This is a genomic window from Brevundimonas sp. 'scallop' (assembly GCF_011045535.1).
Taxonomy (GTDB): domain Bacteria; phylum Pseudomonadota; class Alphaproteobacteria; order Caulobacterales; family Caulobacteraceae; genus Brevundimonas; species Brevundimonas vesicularis.
In genome coordinates this window covers 137,263-154,149 of record NZ_CP039382.1, presented here as the reverse complement: position 1 = coordinate 154,149, position 16,887 = coordinate 137,263, and the positions used below count along the sequence as shown (strand labels likewise).

Annotated in this window: 17 protein-coding genes; 9 read left to right on the top strand and 8 right to left on the bottom strand. The window is 67.3% G+C overall.

Annotation, left to right across the window (positions count from 1 at the left end; all coding sequences use genetic code 11):
- Nucleotides 1-2: 2 nt before the first annotated feature.
- On the bottom strand, nt 3-479 hold the full coding sequence (locus E4341_RS00765; RefSeq protein WP_055808821.1) for a hypothetical protein: 477 nt from the start codon (nt 477-479) through the stop codon (nt 3-5).
- Nucleotides 480-578: 99 nt separating this feature from the next.
- Between E4341_RS00765 and pgi the strand changes: the two genes are divergently transcribed.
- On the top strand, nt 579-2,198 hold the full coding sequence (gene pgi / locus E4341_RS00760; protein WP_165114283.1) for a glucose-6-phosphate isomerase: 1,620 nt from the start codon (nt 579-581) through the stop codon (nt 2,196-2,198).
- 59 nt (nt 2,199-2,257) lie between these two features.
- On the opposite strand, the gene E4341_RS00755 is transcribed toward pgi, so the two are convergent.
- Nucleotides 2,258-2,680: a hypothetical protein gene (locus E4341_RS00755; protein WP_165114280.1), complete on the bottom strand. Its 423-nt coding sequence runs from the start codon at nt 2,678-2,680 to the stop codon at nt 2,258-2,260.
- 298 nt (nt 2,681-2,978) lie between these two features.
- Between E4341_RS00755 and groES the strand changes: the two genes are divergently transcribed.
- Together groES and groL are read left to right on the top strand one after the other, a co-directional pair.
- A complete protein-coding gene (groES, locus tag E4341_RS00750; protein WP_055808823.1) occupies nt 2,979-3,266 on the top strand; it encodes a co-chaperone GroES in 288 nt (95 codons plus the stop codon).
- A gap of 53 nt (nt 3,267-3,319) precedes the next feature.
- On the top strand, nt 3,320-4,966 hold the full coding sequence (gene groL / locus E4341_RS00745; RefSeq protein WP_055754584.1) for a chaperonin GroEL: 1,647 nt from the start codon (nt 3,320-3,322) through the stop codon (nt 4,964-4,966).
- 102 nt (nt 4,967-5,068) lie between these two features.
- Here the strand turns inward: groL and E4341_RS00740 are convergent, their stop codons facing one another.
- A complete protein-coding gene (locus tag E4341_RS00740; RefSeq protein ID WP_055808825.1) occupies nt 5,069-5,797 on the bottom strand; it encodes a glycosyltransferase family 2 protein in 729 nt (242 codons plus the stop codon).
- A 76-nt stretch (nt 5,798-5,873) separates the two neighbouring features.
- Here E4341_RS00740 and E4341_RS00735 point away from each other — a divergent pair, with 76 nt between their 5' ends.
- From E4341_RS00735 to E4341_RS00725, 3 genes are all read left to right on the top strand, one after another.
- On the top strand, nt 5,874-7,580 hold the full coding sequence (locus E4341_RS00735; RefSeq protein WP_165114276.1) for a glycosyltransferase family 39 protein: 1,707 nt from the start codon (nt 5,874-5,876) through the stop codon (nt 7,578-7,580).
- Complete coding sequence (locus tag E4341_RS00730; RefSeq protein ID WP_165114272.1) at nt 7,580-8,494, top strand: hydroxymethylglutaryl-CoA lyase; 915 nt, start codon at nt 7,580-7,582, stop codon at nt 8,492-8,494. The genes E4341_RS00735 and E4341_RS00730 overlap by 1 nt, the downstream gene beginning before the upstream one ends.
- A gap of 83 nt (nt 8,495-8,577) precedes the next feature.
- On the top strand, nt 8,578-9,003 hold the full coding sequence (locus E4341_RS00725) for a hypothetical protein (protein ID WP_165114268.1): 426 nt from the start codon (nt 8,578-8,580) through the stop codon (nt 9,001-9,003).
- Between the two features lie 242 nt (nt 9,004-9,245).
- Here the strand turns inward: E4341_RS00725 and E4341_RS00720 are convergent, their stop codons facing one another.
- The 3 genes from E4341_RS00720 to E4341_RS00710 form a co-directional block, all read right to left on the bottom strand.
- Nucleotides 9,246-9,599, bottom strand: coding sequence for a hypothetical protein (locus E4341_RS00720; protein WP_165114263.1), 354 nt, complete (start codon nt 9,597-9,599; stop codon nt 9,246-9,248).
- On the bottom strand, nt 9,596-10,225 hold the full coding sequence (gene phaR, locus E4341_RS00715; protein WP_165114259.1) for a polyhydroxyalkanoate synthesis repressor PhaR: 630 nt from the start codon (nt 10,223-10,225) through the stop codon (nt 9,596-9,598). The genes E4341_RS00720 and phaR overlap by 4 nt, the downstream gene beginning before the upstream one ends.
- A 91-nt stretch (nt 10,226-10,316) precedes the next feature.
- Entirely contained in the window at nt 10,317-11,030 is a 714-nt protein-coding gene (locus E4341_RS00710) for a hemolysin III family protein (RefSeq protein WP_017505478.1), read from the bottom strand.
- A 160-nt stretch (nt 11,031-11,190) separates the two neighbouring features.
- Between E4341_RS00710 and E4341_RS00705 the strand changes: the two genes are divergently transcribed.
- Nucleotides 11,191-12,366, top strand: a complete 1,176-nt coding sequence (locus tag E4341_RS00705; RefSeq protein WP_165114237.1) for an acetyl-CoA C-acetyltransferase — start codon at nt 11,191-11,193, stop codon at nt 12,364-12,366.
- Nucleotides 12,367-12,535: 169 nt separating this feature from the next.
- Here the strand turns inward: E4341_RS00705 and E4341_RS00700 are convergent, their stop codons facing one another.
- Nucleotides 12,536-14,140, bottom strand: a complete 1,605-nt coding sequence (locus E4341_RS00700; RefSeq protein ID WP_165114231.1) for a M20/M25/M40 family metallo-hydrolase — start codon at nt 14,138-14,140, stop codon at nt 12,536-12,538.
- Nucleotides 14,141-14,260: 120 nt separating this feature from the next.
- Nucleotides 14,261-15,226: a zinc metalloprotease HtpX gene (gene htpX / locus E4341_RS00695; protein ID WP_165114224.1), complete on the bottom strand. Its 966-nt coding sequence runs from the start codon at nt 15,224-15,226 to the stop codon at nt 14,261-14,263.
- An 86-nt stretch (nt 15,227-15,312) separates the two neighbouring features.
- Here htpX and E4341_RS00690 point away from each other — a divergent pair, with 86 nt between their 5' ends.
- Nucleotides 15,313-15,570, top strand: coding sequence for a DUF1674 domain-containing protein (locus tag E4341_RS00690; RefSeq protein WP_240893590.1), 258 nt, complete (start codon nt 15,313-15,315; stop codon nt 15,568-15,570).
- Nucleotides 15,571-15,668: 98 nt separating this feature from the next.
- Nucleotides 15,669-16,844, top strand: a complete 1,176-nt coding sequence (locus tag E4341_RS15405; protein ID WP_240893589.1) for a hypothetical protein — start codon at nt 15,669-15,671, stop codon at nt 16,842-16,844.
- Nucleotides 16,845-16,887: the final 43 nt, after the last annotated feature.

Sequence of the window (16,887 nt, the reverse complement as noted above, 5' to 3'; positions counted from 1 at the left end):
CGTCAGACTTCCGGCTTGGGCGGGGCGGTGATGACTTCGACGTTGTCGTTCAGCAGATAGGACAGTTCCGACAGGGCTGTGGCGCGCTCGGCCGGGTTGGCGGCGGCCTGAACGGCCTGAACCTTCTTGGGCATGTCCTCGGAAATGCCGCGCAGGATGCATTTCAGGTCGCCGTCGGTGCCGCGTTCCTTCAGGATCAGGTGACCCTGCATGTCCAAGGCGGCCAACTGTTCCGCCTGGGCTTTGAAGCCGGTGAAGGCCTGGCTGGTGAAGAAGGCGGCGTCGTCGGCGGCCTTGGCGGCGGCCCAGCCATCGACGACAGCCTTCAGGCTGGCCGAGCGTGAGATGATGTCAGCGAACAGCGGCTCGCCCGCCACCGAGATCGGCGCGCCGGGCGCGGCGGCCGGCTGTTCGGCGGCCAGGGCCACCGAGGGATTGGACATCGCCAGGGCGATCGTGAGAGCAAGGCCGCAGGACATGGAGGTGACTTCCTGTTTCAGCGTCCGCTGGGACGTTGAACCTGAATACGCCCCAGCCGTAAACGAGTGTTTACCCTGTCATTCCCGATGGAGACGACGATGACCCGCGACGCCGCCTGGACCGCCTTCGACCAAGCCGCCGCCGAGGCCGCCTCCGTGCGGATCGTGGATCAGTTCGCCGCCGATCCTGACCGGCTGGCGCGGATGTCGGTCGAGGCTGCGGGGCTCTATCTGGACTTGTCGAAACAGAGCTGGACCAAGGCCGCCTTCGACGCCTGTCTGAATCTGGCGCGCGCCAGCGACGTGGAGGGACGTCGCGCGGCCCTTTTCGCCGGCGAGGCCGTCAATCTGACCGAAGGGCGGGCGGTGCTGCACCCGGCCCTGCGCGCCGCGTCGGGCGCCGACTTCAAGGCCCTGGGTGAGCCGGTCTCGGCTGAGGTGGACGCCGTGCGGGCGGACATGAAGGCCTATGCCGACGCCGTGCGGTCGGGCGCCGAGGCGGGCGCGACGGGGCGCAAGTTCGAGGCGATCGTCCATGTCGGCATCGGCGGGTCGGACCTGGGGCCGCGCGTGGTCTGGGACGCCCTGCGCCCACTCGATCCGGCCATCGATCTGCGCTTCGTCGCCAATATCGACCCGCGCGACATGGCCGAGGCGTTGACCGGCCTCGATCCCGAAACCACCCTGGTCGTGGTCGTGTCCAAGACCTTCACCACCCAGGAAACCCTGGCCAATGCAGAGGCGGCCAAGGCTTGGCTGGCTGCGTCGCTGCCGGCCGAGGGGATGACCAAACACTTCATCGGGGTGACGGCGGCGCCGGACAAGGCGGCGGCCTTTGGCTGCGGCCGGACGTTCGCTTTCCGGGACTGGGTCGGCGGGCGCTATTCCCTGTGGTCGGCGGTCAGCCTGTCGTGCGGCATCGCCCTGGGCTGGGACGTGTTCGAAGGGATGCTGGCGGGCGCCGCCGCGATGGACGACCATTTCGTGTCGGCCCCGCTGGAGCGGAACGCCCCGGTTCTGCTGGCCCTGGCCCAGGTGTTCAACGTCGATGGCCTGAACCGGCCGGCGCGTACGGTGGCGCCCTACGCCCACGCCCTGCGTCGCCTGCCGTCCTTCCTGCAGCAGCTGGAGATGGAGTCGAACGGCAAGCGGGTGCATCGCGACGGCACGCCGGTGACGCGCCAGACCTGCCCCGTCGTCTTCGGCGAGCCCGGCACCACCGGTCAGCACGCCTTCTTCCAACAGATCCATCAGGGGCCGCAGACCGTCCCGGCCGAGTTCGTGATCGTAGCCAAGACTCATGGTGACGCGCCGGAGGCGCCCCCAGAAGCGCCTTTGTGGTCCAACGCCCTGGCTCAGGGCCAGGCCCTGATGCTGGGCAAGACGACAGAGGCCGCCAAGGCCGAAGGGTTGGCGCAAGGATTGTCGGAGGAAGAGGCGACGCGCCTGGCGTCCCACCGCACCTTCACCGGCAACCGTCCGTCGACCGCCATTGTCATGGAGCGGCTGACGCCCGAAACCCTGGGGGCGCTGCTGGCCCTGTATGAGCACAAGACCTTCGTCGAGGGCGTGATCTGGGACATCAACAGTTTCGACCAATGGGGCGTCGAACTGGGCAAGGTCCTGGCCAAGGCGATCCTGAAGGACGTGGACGCGGGCGGCCCCTCGGCGGACCTGGATCCGTCCACGGCGGCCCTGATGCGCCGCGTGATGGGCTGACGCGAAAAGGGCCCGTCCTTGCCGGACGGGCCCTTCCAGTCATCTAGACTGTCAAACGCTTACCAGCGGCGGTCGTAGCGGTAGTCGCGATCATTGCGATAGTCGCGGCGGTCATAGCGCGAGTCGTAACGGCGGCCGTCGTAGCGGTAGTCGTAGCCCGAGCGGCTGCGATCGATGCCGTGCTCGCGCTCCCAATGGCCTTGGTTACGGTAGCACTGGCCGCCGCGGTAGTATTCGCAGCCCGAGCCGCGGTTGGAGGCCACTGCGCCCAGCGCCGCGCCGGCCAGGGCGCCGCCCGCGATGTAGCTGCCATCGCCGTTGCCATAGATGGCGCCGGCCAGACCGCCCACCGCAGCGCCGATCAGTGCGTTGCGACCGGTGTTGTCGCGATCGCGCGATTGGGCGGAAGCCGGAGCGGCCATCAGGCTCAGGGCCACGACGGGGGCGGCGGCGACCGCAGTGATCTTCAGCAGCTTGGACATTTTGGTCTCCTTGTTTGCTTGCCGATCTGCGTTTCCGGGGCGGGAAGGCATCCAGCGTTGAGGCCTTTCTATCGCTCCCAGTTTGAACGACCCCGGAGGCCGGCATTCATTTTCGGTTCATTTGTCACAGAGAATTCGCGCGGCGATCCATCGCCGCCGCTTGACGATGACCCCCCATCTGCCTAACTCCCGCTCGCGTTAGCACTCTCGCTGGTCGGCTGCCAAAACGGCGATCGCGAGAGCGCCGCACACCGTTTCAAAAACGCCCCGATCCGGGGGTTTTACAGGGAGAAGTCCGATGGCGTTCCGTCCGCTCGGCGACCGCGTGCTGGTCAAGCGCGTTGAAGAAGAATCCAAGACCAAGGGTGGGATCATCATCCCCGACACCGCCAAGGAAAAGCCGCAGGAAGGCGAAGTCGTCTCCGTCGGCCCTGGCGCCCGCGACGACACCGGCAAGGTCAATGCTCTGGAGCTGAAGGCCGGCGACCGCATCCTGTTCGGCAAATGGTCCGGCACGGAAGTGAAGATCGACGGCGAAGACCTGATCATCATGAAGGAATCCGACGTCCTGGGCGTGCTGTCCTAAGCACCCGACGTCCGACGTTCTTCAATCAACCCATATAGATAGGAGCTGCCCGCATGGCCGCTAAAATCGTACACTTCAACACCGACGCGCGCGACAAGATGCTGCGCGGCGTCAACGTGCTCGCCAACGCCGTCAAGGTGACGCTGGGGCCTAAGGGCCGCAACGTCGTGATCCAGAAGTCGTTCGGCGCTCCGCGCTCGACCAAGGACGGCGTGTCGGTCGCCAAAGAGATCGAGCTGGAAGACGCCTTCGAGAACATGGGCGCCCAGATGATCCGCGAAGTCGCTTCGAAAACGAACGACAAGGCGGGTGACGGCACCACCACCGCAACCGTTCTGGCTCAAGCCATCGTGCAAGAGGGCCTGAAGGCCGTCGCCGCCGGCATGAACCCGATGGATCTGAAGCGCGGCATCGACAAGGCCGTCGGCCTGGTGCTGGAAGAGATCAAGTCGAACTCCAAGCCCGTTTCGAACAACTCGGAAATCGCCCAGGTCGGCACCATCTCGGCCAACGGCGACTCGGAAATCGGTGAGCTGATCGCTCAGGCGATGGCCAAGGTCGGCAACGAAGGCGTCATCACCGTCGAGGAAGCCAAGACCGCCGACACCACCGTTGACGTCGTCGAAGGCATGCAGTTCGACCGCGGCTACCTGTCGCCTTACTTCATCACCAACGCCGACAAGATGGAGGCCCAACTCGAAGAGCCGCTCATCCTGCTGTTCGAGAAGAAGCTGACCTCGCTGCAAGCCATGCTGCCGATCCTGGAAGCCGTGGTGCAGTCGGGCCGTCCGCTGCTGATCATCGCCGAGGACATCGAAGGCGAAGCCCTGGCGACCCTGGTCGTCAACAAGCTGCGTGGCGGCCTGCGCGTCGCCGCCGTCAAGGCTCCGGGCTTCGGCGATCGCCGCAAGGCCATGCTGGAAGACATCGCCATCCTGACGGGCGGCCAGGTCATCTCGGAAGACCTGGGCATCAAGCTTGAGAGCGTCACCATCGACATGCTCGGCAAGGCCAAAAAGGTCACCATCACCAAGGACGACACCACCATCGTCGAAGGCGTCGGCGGCAAGGACGAGATCGAAGCCCGCGTGGCCCAGATCAAGCGCCAGATCGAAGACACCACCTCCGACTACGACAAGGAAAAACTGCAGGAACGTCTGGCCAAGCTGGCCGGCGGCGTCGCGGTTCTCCGCGTCGGCGGTTCGACCGAAGTCGAAGTGAAGGAAAAGAAGGACCGCGTCGACGACGCCCTGAACGCCACGCGCGCCGCGGCTGACGAAGGCATCGTTCCGGGCGGCGGCATTGCTCTGCTGAAGGCCTCCAAGATCCTGGCCGACGTCAAGGGCGACAACGCCGACCAGAACGCCGGCATCGCGATCATCCGTCGCGCCCTGCAGGCTCCGATCCGTCAGATCGCCGAAAACTCCGGCGTCGAAGGCTCGATCGTGGTCGGCAAGGTGCTGGAAAACGGCGACGCTTCGTTCGGCTTCAACGCCCAGACCGAAGAGTACGGCGACCTGGTGCAGATGGGCGTCATCGACCCGGCCAAGGTCGTCCGCACGGCCCTGCAAGACGCCGCTTCGGTGGCCGGCATCCTGATCACGACGGAAGCCGCCGTCGCCGACGCGCCCAAGAAGTCGGGCGGCGCCTCGGCCCCCGACATGGGCGGCATGGGCGGCATGGGCGGCATGGACTTCTAAGTCCAAGCTGACCGACGCTGAAATGCAGAAGGGCGGGGCCGCAAGGTCCCGCCCTTTTTGTTTGCCTATCCTCTCTGCCAAGCAGGGAGGGTGTGGGCCGTCTCAGAACTCCGAAATCGCGCCTGGCTTGCGGGACCGCGTCTTCAGCCACATGACGCCCAAGAGGTCCGAGACCGACGCCCGCAGTCGGCCCCAGTTGGTGTATTTCGAGCGGCCGACCTCGCGGTGGCGGTGGTCCACGTCGAGATACTGGTTCTTGAACCCCTCGCGGATCATCAGCGCCGGCAGGTAGCGGTGGATGTGATCGAAGTAGGGCAGGCGCAGGAAGACGTCGCGGCGGAAGGCCTTCAGTCCACAGCCGGTGTCGTCGGCGTCGTCGCCCAACAGTTTGCGGCGGATGCGGTTGGCCCAGATGGAGGCCTGGCGTTTGGCCTCGGTGTCCTGACGTTTGGCGCGACGGCCGCCGACCAGGCCCACGTCGCCGGGGGCGGACAGAAGCGCATCGACTAGGCGGGGCGCATCGGCCGGCGGGTTCTGGCCGTCGCCGTCCATCGTCACCACGACCGGCGCGCGCGCAGCCAGGACGCCGGTTCGAACCGCCCGGCTCTGGCCCGCGTTAGCGCCGTGGGCCAGCACGCGGAGCGCTGGCAGTTCGGCCATGGCCGCCTTCAACTCGGCCAGGGTCGCGTCCCTGGACGCATCGTCCACGAAGATCATCTCGTACGAACGGCCGGCGAAGGCGGCGGCGATCTCGCGCGCCAGGGGCACGGCGGCGCCCGCCTCGTCATGGACGGGAACGACGACGGAGATTTCGGGCGTTTCGACGGTCATCGGCGCTCCATAGAGGATAACGAGAGCTTAGGGGAGACGGCTGACGCAGGCGTGGTCGCCGTGTAAGGAGTCTGGAATGAAGACTTTCGATCTGGATGGCCGCATCGCCGGCTGGCGCGGGCCGGTTCTCGCGGCCCTGCTGACGCTGATCGCCGGCCTGCCGGGCCTGCTGCTGCTGCCGCCGCTGGATCGCGACGAGAGCCGGTTCGCCCAGGCGACGTCCCAGATGCTGGAAAGCGGCGACTATGTCGACATCCGCTATCAGGACGAGCCGCGTTGGAAGAAGCCGGTCGGCATCTACTGGATGCAGGCGCTCGCCGTGGGTCTGACCTCGGATGTCGAGGACCGCGAAATCGCGCCCTATCGCATCCCCTCCCTGCTGGGCGCCATGCTGGCGGCCTGGGCCGTGGCCTGGGCCGGCTCGGCCATGCTGGGCGGGCGGGTCGGCTTCTTTGGCGGGGCCATCATGGGGGCGACCTTCCTGCTGTCGACCGAGGCGGGGATCGCCAAGACCGACGCCATGCTGTGCGGCGCGACGACCCTGGCCATGGCGGCGTTGGCGCGCATCTATATGGCGACGAAGGCGGGCGAACGACCGATCCGGCCGCACAAGCTGCTGTTCTGGATCGGGATCGGTCTGTCGATCCTGATCAAGGGACCGATCGGGTTCTTGGTCGTGGCCCTGGCGATCATCGCCCTGTCCATCTGGGATCGGAACATCAGATGGCTGTATCGCCTCGGTTGGGGGTGGGGCCTGCCGCTGGTCGCCCTGATGGTCGGACCGTGGGCCATCGCCATCACCATCGCCACCGACGGCGGTTTCTGGCGCGAGGCCATCGGCGGGGACCTGGCGCCCAAGATCGCGGGCGCGCATGAAAGCCATTCGGGCTTCCCCGGCATGTATCTGCTGCTGGCGCCCCTGCTGTTCTTCCCTTCGACCCTGCTCTTGCCCGCCGCCGTATCGACGGGCTGGAGCCGGCGCGCCGAGCCGGCGATCCGGTTCCTGGTCTGCTGGCTGGTCCCAGGCTGGCTGATGTTCGAACTGGCGCCGACCAAGCTGTGGCACTACACCCTGCCGACCTTCGGAGCGCTGGCCCTGTTGGCGGCCGCGGCCCTGGCCCAACCCATCGGCAAGGTCTCGCGCATCACCGGCGCGGTGCTGGGCGCGTTCGCGGCTCTGCTGATCATCGGCATCACCGTCTATGGGCTGACGGTCTATGGCACCTCGACGGCCCAGACCTGGGCGGCGCTGACGGTGGTCATGGCGCTGGCGGCAGGGGCGATGGGGGGCTTCCTGCTGCTGAACCGCGCGCCGGTCGCAGCGCTGGTCGCCTCGCTGGCCTTCGGGATCGTGGCGCACGCGGCTCTGTCGGGCACCATCCGCCAACTGCGGCCCCTGGCCATCGCGCCTCAGCTGGAAAAGGCGCTGGAGGCGGCGGACCTGCACCCGCGTCAGGGGCGCACGCCGGGGCCCGTGGCGATCACCGGCTTCCATGAACCCAGCTTCGTCTTCCTGACCGGACGCGACACCGACCTGACCGACGCCCAAGGCGCGGCCGAGGCCCTGGCCGAGGGGCGGCCCGCCATCGTCGAAGGACGCGACGCCGACGCCTTCCGTGCGGCTGCGGCGCGTCTGGGCGTGTCCGGTCGCGCGGTCGGGACGGTCAACGGCTACAACTATTCGGCAGGCGATCCGGTCAGCCTGACCGTCTATGCGCCGCCGCCCAGAAACGGGAATGGTAACGGGAACGGGAACGGGAACGCCGCAGCGGGAGCCGAGTGATGGGCCGCTTCATCCAGATCGTCGAAGTCGGGCCGCGCGATGGCCTGCAGAACGAAAAGGCGGTGCTTGAGCCCGCCGTCCGCGCCGATCTGGTGCGACGTCTGGAGCAGGCGGGGGCGAAACGGATCGAGGCCGTCTCCTTCGTCCATCCTAAATATGTGCCGCAGATGGCGGGTGCCGAGGAGGTCATGGCCGCCCTGCCGCACGAGGCGGGGCGCAGCCGCATTGGCCTTGTGTTGAACGGCAAGGGCTATGACCGGGCGCTGGCGACCGGGGTGGACGAGGTCAATGTCTCGGTCGCCGCCACCGACGGCTTCGGCCTGAAGAACCAGGGCCTGGCGGTGAAGGATCAACTGGCCATGCTGGGCGAGATCGTCGCCCGCCGCCACAACGCCGAGGCCAGCGAGGGCGCGCCGTCGCTGTCGGCCATGATCTCCTGCGTCTGGGGCTGTCCGTTCGACGGCGAGGTGTCGGTCGATCAGGTCGCAGACATGGTCGGCGCCATCGCCGAGATGGGCGTGGGCGAGATCGGTCTGGCCGACACCATCGGCGCGGGCGATCCCTGGGCGGTGACGAAAAAGGTCGAGGCGGCCAGGGCGGCGGCGCCGGATGCGACCCTGCGCCTGCACTTCCACGACACCCGCAACACCGGCCTGGCCAACGCCTATGCCGGCGTCGAGGCCGGGATTGACGTCCTGGACGCCTCGGTCGGGGGGATCGGCGGCTGCCCGTTCGCGCCGGGCGCCACGGGAAACATCGCCACCGAGGATCTGGTCTATATGCTGGTGCGGGGCGGGTTCGAGACCGGCTATGACCTGGACGCCCTGATCGCGACGGCGCGCTGGATCGGCGAGGCCATCGGCCGGCCGGCGCCGTCTGCGCTCAGCCGGGCAGGTGGATTTTCCAGGGCTTGAACCTTTGTGGCGGCGTTTCGCAAACGGCGCTAAATCAGAGTGAACAGGCGTAGCCGTTGGACCGGCTGCGAAGAGGACCGTCCATGCTGCTCGCCATTCCGCTGCTGCTGATCCCGGTGGTGCTCTACAATATCGTGGTGCTGTTCGGCGCGCCGAGCGAGGCGGGGATGGTGCAGGCGGACGTGCTGCTGCGCGATCCGCTGTTTTCCGTCACCATGACCTCGGGCGCGCAATGGACGATCGGATCCGGCGACCTGATCCTGTTTCTCGGCCTGATCCTGCTGTTCTTCGAGCTGGTGAAGTCCACCTCCAGCCAGCGGATCGCCATCATCAATCACGCCCTGTCGATGATCCTGTTCATAGGCGTGCTGGTGGAGTTTCTGCTGCTGCCGGGCTTTGCGACCTCGACCTTCTTCTTAATCGTGATCATGATCCTGCTGGACGTGCTGGCCGGGTTCATCGTGACCATCATCGCGTCGCGCAAGGATTTCGATTTCGGCGGGGCTTGAGCCCAACGGCTCTCCCCGACAACGGCCTCAAGTCACGCAAAGCGCGATAGGCCCATAAGAAACATGCGCTCAAGCAGCGCGAAGCGCGGTAGCGCTTACGAAAACGCCGTGAAGATCAGGGCGACGACGGCGACGTCGAAGGCTTTGGCGAAAAGGGCGAAGACGGCGGGCATGGGCGGGTCCGGCTGAGAGCGTTCTGCCTTGCTCCCCAGCAAACCCCGTGCCGCCCGAGCGGCGTCAGCTCAGATGTCGGTCTTGGCGGTCTTGCCCGTTTTCGGACGACGCTCGGCCGCGCCCGAATATTCGGCTCCAAGGTACGCAGAGCGGGCTGCATCCAGCACCGGCGGGCCTCCGCGCAGGCCGCGTTTCTGCCCGCTCTGGCCCATCTGCTGGGCGACGAAGGCGGCGGCGCCGGGCTCGGGCGTCGGCAGGACGGCAGCTCTTGCCGGGGCCGGTTGGGGTTCGAGGATCTCAGGCGGATCGACGGGGACCAGGGCGCGCGAGGCGGATCGGGCGCGCCGCTCGCGCTCGCGGCGTTCGCCTTCGCGGCGATCCACCCGGTCCGGTCCGCCGACGGCCTGGATCCGGTCGGTCATTTGCTCTTGCCGCCCGCCAGCTTTTCGATCTGACGGCGCATCTCGTCCATCTGGCGACGCATCTCGTCTAGGGCGTCAGGCGCCTCGGGCGGCGGCGGCGGCTCGGCCTTGTCATCGGACGCGGCGGGCGTCGGTTCGGCGCGGGGATAGGTGAAGGCCGGGAACATCTGCATGGCGCGCTCGAACATCGCCATATTGGCCCGCGCGGCGTCCTCCATCAGGGTCGCGCCCGCGCCGGTGCCGAAGGCGCGTCCCATCTGGCTGGCGAACTGTTCCTGCTGGCGACCGAAGTTGGCTAACGACATCTCCAGATAGGAGGGCAGGACGCCTTGCATCTGACCGCCGTAGAAGCCGATCAGCTGGCGCAGGAACTGAACCGGCAGCAAGGCCTCGCCCCGGCTCTCTTCCTCGAAGATGATCTGGGTCAGGATCTGGCGGGTCAGGTCGTCGTTGGTCTTGGCGTCATAGACGACGAACTCCGTGCCCTCGCGCACCATGGTGGCCAGGTCTTCCAGCGTCACATAGGCGCTGGTCCGCGTGTTGTAGAGCCTGCGGTTCGCATACTTCTTGATGACGACCTGAGCACTGTCGCCGGTCTTTCCACCCTTGGTCTTTTCGTCAGCCACGCTTGTTCTCGCGATGTTGCAACGCGTCACTATCCTCCGTTGCGACGCGATGCGCCAGAGGGGGAGAAAACCGCGGGGAACGGACGGTTGATCAGTGGCTCATGGCCGGGGCCAGCACGACGCCGACCAACACGGCGGTCCAATGCACGGTCGCCCCGGTGACGACGAACCCGTGCCAGATGGCGCGGCGGAACTTCACGCGCGGGCTGATGAAGACGAAGACGCCGGCGGTGTAGATCAGGCCACCGATGACCAGCAGGGCCAGGGCGATCGGATGCACCGTCTCGACCATCGGCTTCAGGGCCGCAACCGCCAGCCAGCCGAAGACGACGTAGACGCCGCTCCAGAACTTGTCCGAGATGCGCGGCGCGAACAGCTTCACCCCGGCGCCGAGGAAGGCCAGGGTCCAGATCAGGGTGGTGAAACCGATGGCCCACAGACCTTCAAACCGCTGAGTGGTGAAGGGGGTGTAGCTGCCGGCGATCATCAAAAAGATCGCCGCCTCGTCCAGTCGCCGCAACACCGGTCGCGCGGCGCAGGGATTGGTCCAGTTGTAGATGGTCGAGGCCGTCAGCATGCCGACGAGGCACAGGGCGTAGATGGCGGTGGCCATCACGCCGCCGATCCCCGCATAGACCCCGGCCAGACCCGCCAGGATGATGCCGCCGACCGCCGCCAGCATCAGGCCGACGACGTGGACCCACAGATCCGCCAGCTTTTCCGCGCGCGTTGGATAGTGCTCGATCATGTCCAGCTCATCCGGCGTGCAGACGTGGGTGACAAGACGTTTCAGCGTGCGCAGCATGGACCTTCCAATCCGTCGATCGCCTCTATCGTTCCCCGACAATGCGCCGACAGGGTGACGATTGGCTGAATCGCGCCCTGTCCATGTCGTCGCAGGTGACGAACGCGCTGCAATGCGGCAAAACGGTCACGCCGAGTTATTCTCCAAAGAGTGAAATCCCATGACCGACGTCGTCATCGTTTCCGCCGCGCGCACCCCCGTCGGCTCCTTCCTGGGCGCCCTGTCGTCGCTTCCGGCGTCCAAGCTGGGCGAGATCGCAATCAAGGCGGCGCTGGAGCGGGCCGGCGTCTCCGGCGACGAGGTCGATGAGGTCATCCTGGGTCATGTGCTGCAGGCCGCCGCGGGTCAGGGCCCTGCGCGCCAAGCCGCCGTCGGCGCGGGCGTTCGAAAGGAAGCGGCCGCCTGGAGTCTGAACCAGATCTGCGGATCGGGCCTTCGCGCCGTCGCCATCGCCGCCCAGCAGATCGCTTTGGGCGACGCCAAGATCGTCGTCGCCGGCGGTCAGGAGAGCATGAGCCAGGCGCCGCACGCCCAACAGCTTCGCAACGGACACAAGATGGGCGACGTCGCCCTGGTCGACACCATGGTCAAGGACGGCCTGTGGGACGCCTTCAACGGCTATCATATGGGTCAGACGGCCGAGAACATCGCTGAAAAATGGTCGATCAGCCGCGAGGCGCAGGACGAATTCGGGCTGGCCAGCCAGCACAAGGCCGAGGCGGCCCAGAACGCCGGCAAGTTCGATGAGGAGATCACGCCGGTCGTTATCCCCGGCAAGAAGGGCGATGTGACGGTCGACAAGGACGAATACATCCGCCACGGCGCGACGCTGGAGCTGATGCAGAAGCTCAAACCGGCCTTCACCAAGGACGGCAGCGTCACCGCCGCCAATGCGTCCGGGCTGAACGACGGCGCCGCCGCCCTGGTGCTGATGAGCGCCGACGAGGCCAAGGCGCGCGGGCTGGAGCCGCTGGCCCGCATCGCCTCCTACGCCACCGCCGGCGTCGATCCGTCGATCATGGGGACCGGCCCGATCCCGGCGTCGAAGAAGGCGCTGGAGAGGGCGGGCTGGGACGTTTCCGATCTGGATCTGGTCGAGTCCAACGAGGCCTTCGCCGCCCAGAGCCTGTGCGTGGTCAAGGAGCTGGGTCTCGACCCGGCCAAGGTCAACGTCAACGGCGGCGCCATCGCCATCGGGCACCCCATCGGCGCCTCGGGCGCGCGCATCCTGACGACGCTTCTGTTCGAGATGAAGCGCTCGGGCGCGAAGAAGGGTCTGGCGACCCTGTGCATCGGCGGCGGCATGGGCGTGGCCATGTGCGTCGAGCGCGCGTGATTTTCTAAGCCCTTCTCCCGGTGGGAGAAGGTGGCCGGGCGGAGCCCGGCCGGATGAGGGTCGGATAATGGGCCAAATCGCACCAGCCGACCCTCACCCTTTCGCACAAGGACGACGGCTGCGCCGCCGTGTGCTCAAGCCCTCTCCCAACGGGAGAGGGTCGTCATTTTCAGTCCGCAGGATATTCGAACGGATCGCTCGGCGTCGGCTGGGTGGGCAGCGGCATGCGCGGCAGGGGCTCGTCGCGGTTGGCGGCGTTCAGCAGGAAACTGGCCAGAATGACGGCCGCCTGACGCAGGTCCTCGGCCTTCAGGTGGTCATAGCTGTCGATGCTGGTGTGGTGCAGGCGGCTGGAATAGTCGAGCGGATCCTGGATGAACTGATATCCCGGCACGCCGACGGTCTGCATATAGACGTGGTCGGTGCCGCCCGAATTTCGCAGCGAGACCGTCGTCGCACCCATGCTGGCGAAGGGCGCCAGCCATTCCTGGAAGATCGGGGCGGCGGCGACATTGCCCTCGGCGTTGATGCCGCGGATCTTGCCCGAGCCGTTGTCCAGATTGAAATAGGCGACCAGATCGCGATAGCCGGCGCGCGGCTCGATCGGCCAGCGGCTGCGCCAGGTGCGGTTGTCCGGTAGGCCCGCCAGCGCCGGATCGTTCGACGGCGCGCGCGTCGCCAGATGACGGTCGACATAGGCGAGAGAGCCCAGGATGCCTTGCTCCTCGCCGTTCCACAGGGCGAAACGGATGGTGCGTTTGGGCTTGACGTTGAGCGCCTTCAGGATGCGGGCGGCCTCCATGACCACCGCGCTGCCGGCGGCGTTGTCGACAGCCCCGTCCGAGGCGACCCAGCTGTCCAGATGGGCGCCGGCCATCACGTATTCGGTTCCGCGCGCCGTGCCGGGGATGTCGGCCAGGATGTTGTAGGCGTTGACGTCCTCGTCGTGGAAGCGGACCTCGCTCATCAGCTCCAGCGTCGGCGGCGCGTCGGTCAGTGCGAGGCGCGCCAGACGGCGATAGTCCTCGGCCGCCAGCTCCATCCCCGCCAGCTTGGGCGTGGCGCCGACCTGATAGGTGTAGCCCGTGCCGTGCAGCAGGCCGCCGTCACGCTGGGAAATCCGCACCCAGGCCAGGGCGCCCTGTTCGGCCAGGAAGGCGTCCAGCTGATTGGCGAAGTTGACGGTCTTCAGCGAGCGTTCGATGGCGGCCGGCGAATGCTGGGGCTGGCTATAGGTGTTGCGCTCGGCCAGTTCGGCGCTGGTCCAGCGGCGGAAGGCGGGCTCGGTCGGCTCCGACCCCGTGCCCGGCTGGGACAGCATGACGATCTTGCCCGCCAGCTTTCCGCGCCACTTGTCGAAATCCTCGACCTTGGAGATCGGGGCCACGATCACGCCGCCGCTGATCACGCCATTGGTCGAGGGCGTCCAGGCCACCGGGATGGCGCGCAGATCCAGCGGGCGCGGCGCGGTCATGCGGGCGCTGGAGCGGACGATGGACCAGCCCCGGCCGAACTCGAACCCTTCGGCGCGCACGTCGGACAGGCCGTAGTCGCGGAACTGCTGTTGCGCCCAGCGTTCGGCCTCGCGCATCTGGGGCGAGTTGGTCATCCGCCCGCCGATCCGGTCGGTCAGATAGGCGGCGGTCTGCATCACCTGGCTGTGGTTCAGCCCCTGGTCGATGATGCCGTTGACGACGACGCGGTCCACCGACTGGGCGGCGACCGGCGTGGCGAGAAGAGCGGCGGCGGAGACGAAGGCGAGCAGACGCGACATGGATTTCCCCAAGAAAGCCCGATGGCTGAACAGGGGCGCATCTGATGTGATCCGGTCGCGGAGTGCAAACCGCAAACGGCGTCCAGGCCGCGACGATCAGCCCCATGTTCATCCGCATGTTCACCCCCAGGGGCCGCGCGGCTCCGTCGGGGTAGTCGGGACGCCGGTGGTCGTGAAACCGGCGGCCGGGCGCGGCTGGGTCAGGTCCGGCGTGCGGGGGCGCGGCTGCATGCCCATCTTCGCGCCCAGCTCCATCAAGGCCCGGACGCGGTTTCCCGTCGCCGGATGGGTCGAGAACAGATTGTCCGCGCCACGGCCCGCCAGCGGATTGATGATGAACATCTGACCCGAGGCTGGATTGCGCTCGGCCGTCTGATTGGTGATCCGCCGGGCGTAGGCGTCGATCTTCTGCAGGGCCGAAGCCAAGGCCTGGGGATCGCCGGCGATTTCGGCGCCGACGCGGTCGGCCTCATATTCGCGGCCCCGGCTGATGGCCATCTGCACCAGCCCGGCGGCCATGGGCGCCAGCAGCATCAGGGCGATTGTGCCAATGATGCCGCCCGGCCGCTCGCGGTCGTTGCCGCCAAAGAACAGGGCGAAGTTGGCGAGCGCGGCGATGGCGCCGGCGATGGTCGCCGTCACCGTCATGATCAGGGTGTCTCGGTTCTTCACATGGGCCAACTCGTGCGCCATCACCCCGCGCACCTCCTCGCGCGTCAGCATGTCCAGCAGGCCGGTGGTGGCGCAGACGGCGGCGTTCTCGGGGTTTCGGCCCGTGGCGAAGGCGTTGGGCTGATCATTGGGGATGATGGCGACCTGCGGCTGGGGCAGGCCCGCGTGGCGGGCCATCTGGCGCACGTCGGCGACATAGTTGCGGACCACGGCGTTGGGGTGCTGCTCGTCGACCGGCTGGGCCCGATACATCTTCAGCACGATCTTGTCGGCGTTCCAGTAGCTGAACAGATTCATCCCGCCCGCGAACAGCAAGGCGATCGCCATGCCGGGGCCGCGACCGATCAGATAGCCGACCCCTGCGAACAGGGCCGTCATCGCCGCCAACAGAATGAAGGTCTTCAGATGGTTCATCGTGGTTCCATTCCCGATCCGTCTGGCGTCACGGGCTTGAACCTCTATTTGAGAGAAGGCGCATCAAGCCTCAAGGGAGCCGCCCTGTGACCGAACATCCCACCCTCACGGCGAATGACGCTGAAGAAACGCCGGTTGCGGCGCCGGTTTTCAATGCCGACGTGCCCCACGCCACGCCTGAACGGCCGCTCAGCGAGGCCGCGCGCCGCGCGCTTCAGGAAGCGGCGGATCGTCGCGCGGCGGAAACGACCGTTCAGGCGGACACGGAATACGGCGGTCCGACCGGTCCCGAACCGACCCGTTTCGGCGACTGGGAGAAGAAGGGTCTGGCGGTCGATTTCTAACCCGCCGCGCCTGCCGCGCCGGGTGTAAAGGTTAACCACGCCTTAAGAAACAGGCGCCGGACTTGCCAGTGTCGGGACAACTCAGAGGAGTCTGTCCCGTGACGATACAGTCGATACTTACCGCCGCGTCGGCGGCTCTGCTGCTCTCCGCAGCGCCCGCTCTGGCCGGTGGTCCCGGTCACGGGGGTTATGGCGGCGGCCATCCCGGCGGCAGCTGCGGCGGGGGATGCGGCGGCGGCGGCGGTCACTACGGCGGCGGCAACTACAACGCCAACCACAACGTCAATGTGAACGTGAACGGCGGCGCCTACGCCAATGCCAATGCCAACGCCTATGCGAGCGCCTCCAGCTATTCGGCGAGCAGCGCCCGGTCCTATTCCAGTTCGTCCAGCTTCCAGCGCGGCTATGTCGGCGGCGGCACGACCTATGTCGGAAGCGGCGGATATTCGGACGGCTATTACGGCGGCGGCTATGTCGGCGGCGTCAGCGCGACCTCGGTCCTGGTCGGTCGTCCTCCGGTCAGCGCTCCGGTCGGTTATCCGGTCTATGGGTTCGGCCGTGACTACATCGGCTGGCGTCCGTATCCGAGCCGTCCGGTCGACTGCAACTGCCGTCCGCCCGTGCGCCCGCCGGTTCGCTACGAACACCGCTATGAGCAGCGTTACGAGCAGAGCTACGTCGATCAGCCGCCGGTCTATGTCCAGGCGCCGCCCGTCCAGATCGCGCCGCAGCGCATCTATGTCGCGCCTTCGCAGGTCAGCATTGCCCCGCCCCAGATCGAGATGGGACCGCCCACCTATATCGAACAGCCGCCCATCTATGTGCAGGCGCCGCCGGTGAACATCGGGCCGCAGCGCGTCCAAGTGGCTCCGTCGCAGGTGAACCTGGCCCCGGCCCAGGTCGATGTCGGCCCGCCCGTCTACGTCGATCAGGCCCCGGTCTATGTGCAGTCGGCGCCCGTCAACATTGGTCCGCAACACATCCAGGTCGCCCCGGCCCAGGTCAATGTCGCGCCCGCCCAGGTCGAGGTCGGCGGCCCGGTCTATGTCGATCAGTCGCCGGTCTATGTGCAGTCCGCGCCGGTCAATGTGGCCCCGGCCCAGGTCTATGTCGCGCCGCCGGAAGTGAACACGGCCCCGCCGCCGCCGCCGCCCCCGCCCCCGCCCCCGCCGCCGCCGTCGGGCTACTACGGGGACCTGCCGCCGCCCGAAGCGCCCGCGCCCCACGCTCCGCCGCGTCACGGCTACGCCCAGGAGCCAGGCGAGCGCGGCTGATCGCCTCGCGCGAGAACAACCGAAGACGAAACGGTCGCCCTGG

Bases quoted from the DNA above. Each gene is read 5' to 3' on its own strand.
- E4341_RS00765 (WP_055808821.1), bottom strand. From the start codon at position 479: ATGTCCTGCGGCCTTGCTCTCACGATCGCCCTGGCGATGTCCAATCCC.
- pgi (WP_165114283.1), top strand. From the start codon at position 579: ATGACCCGCGACGCCGCCTGGACCGCCTTCGACCAAGCCGCCGCCGAG.
- E4341_RS00755 (WP_165114280.1), bottom strand. From the start codon at position 2,680: ATGTCCAAGCTGCTGAAGATCACTGCGGTCGCCGCCGCCCCCGTCGTG.
- groES (WP_055808823.1), top strand. From the start codon at position 2,979: ATGGCGTTCCGTCCGCTCGGCGACCGCGTGCTGGTCAAGCGCGTTGAA.
- groL (WP_055754584.1), top strand. From the start codon at position 3,320: ATGGCCGCTAAAATCGTACACTTCAACACCGACGCGCGCGACAAGATG.
- E4341_RS00740 (WP_055808825.1), bottom strand. From the start codon at position 5,797: ATGACCGTCGAAACGCCCGAAATCTCCGTCGTCGTTCCCGTCCATGAC.
- E4341_RS00735 (WP_165114276.1), top strand. From the start codon at position 5,874: ATGAAGACTTTCGATCTGGATGGCCGCATCGCCGGCTGGCGCGGGCCG.
- E4341_RS00730 (WP_165114272.1), top strand. From the start codon at position 7,580: ATGGGCCGCTTCATCCAGATCGTCGAAGTCGGGCCGCGCGATGGCCTG.
- E4341_RS00725 (WP_165114268.1), top strand. From the start codon at position 8,578: ATGCTGCTCGCCATTCCGCTGCTGCTGATCCCGGTGGTGCTCTACAAT.
- E4341_RS00720 (WP_165114263.1), bottom strand. From the start codon at position 9,599: ATGACCGACCGGATCCAGGCCGTCGGCGGACCGGACCGGGTGGATCGC.
- E4341_RS00710 (WP_017505478.1), bottom strand. From the start codon at position 11,030: ATGCTGCGCACGCTGAAACGTCTTGTCACCCACGTCTGCACGCCGGAT.
- E4341_RS00705 (WP_165114237.1), top strand. From the start codon at position 11,191: ATGACCGACGTCGTCATCGTTTCCGCCGCGCGCACCCCCGTCGGCTCC.
- E4341_RS00700 (WP_165114231.1), bottom strand. From the start codon at position 14,140: ATGTCGCGTCTGCTCGCCTTCGTCTCCGCCGCCGCTCTTCTCGCCACG.
- htpX (WP_165114224.1), bottom strand. From the start codon at position 15,226: ATGAACCATCTGAAGACCTTCATTCTGTTGGCGGCGATGACGGCCCTG.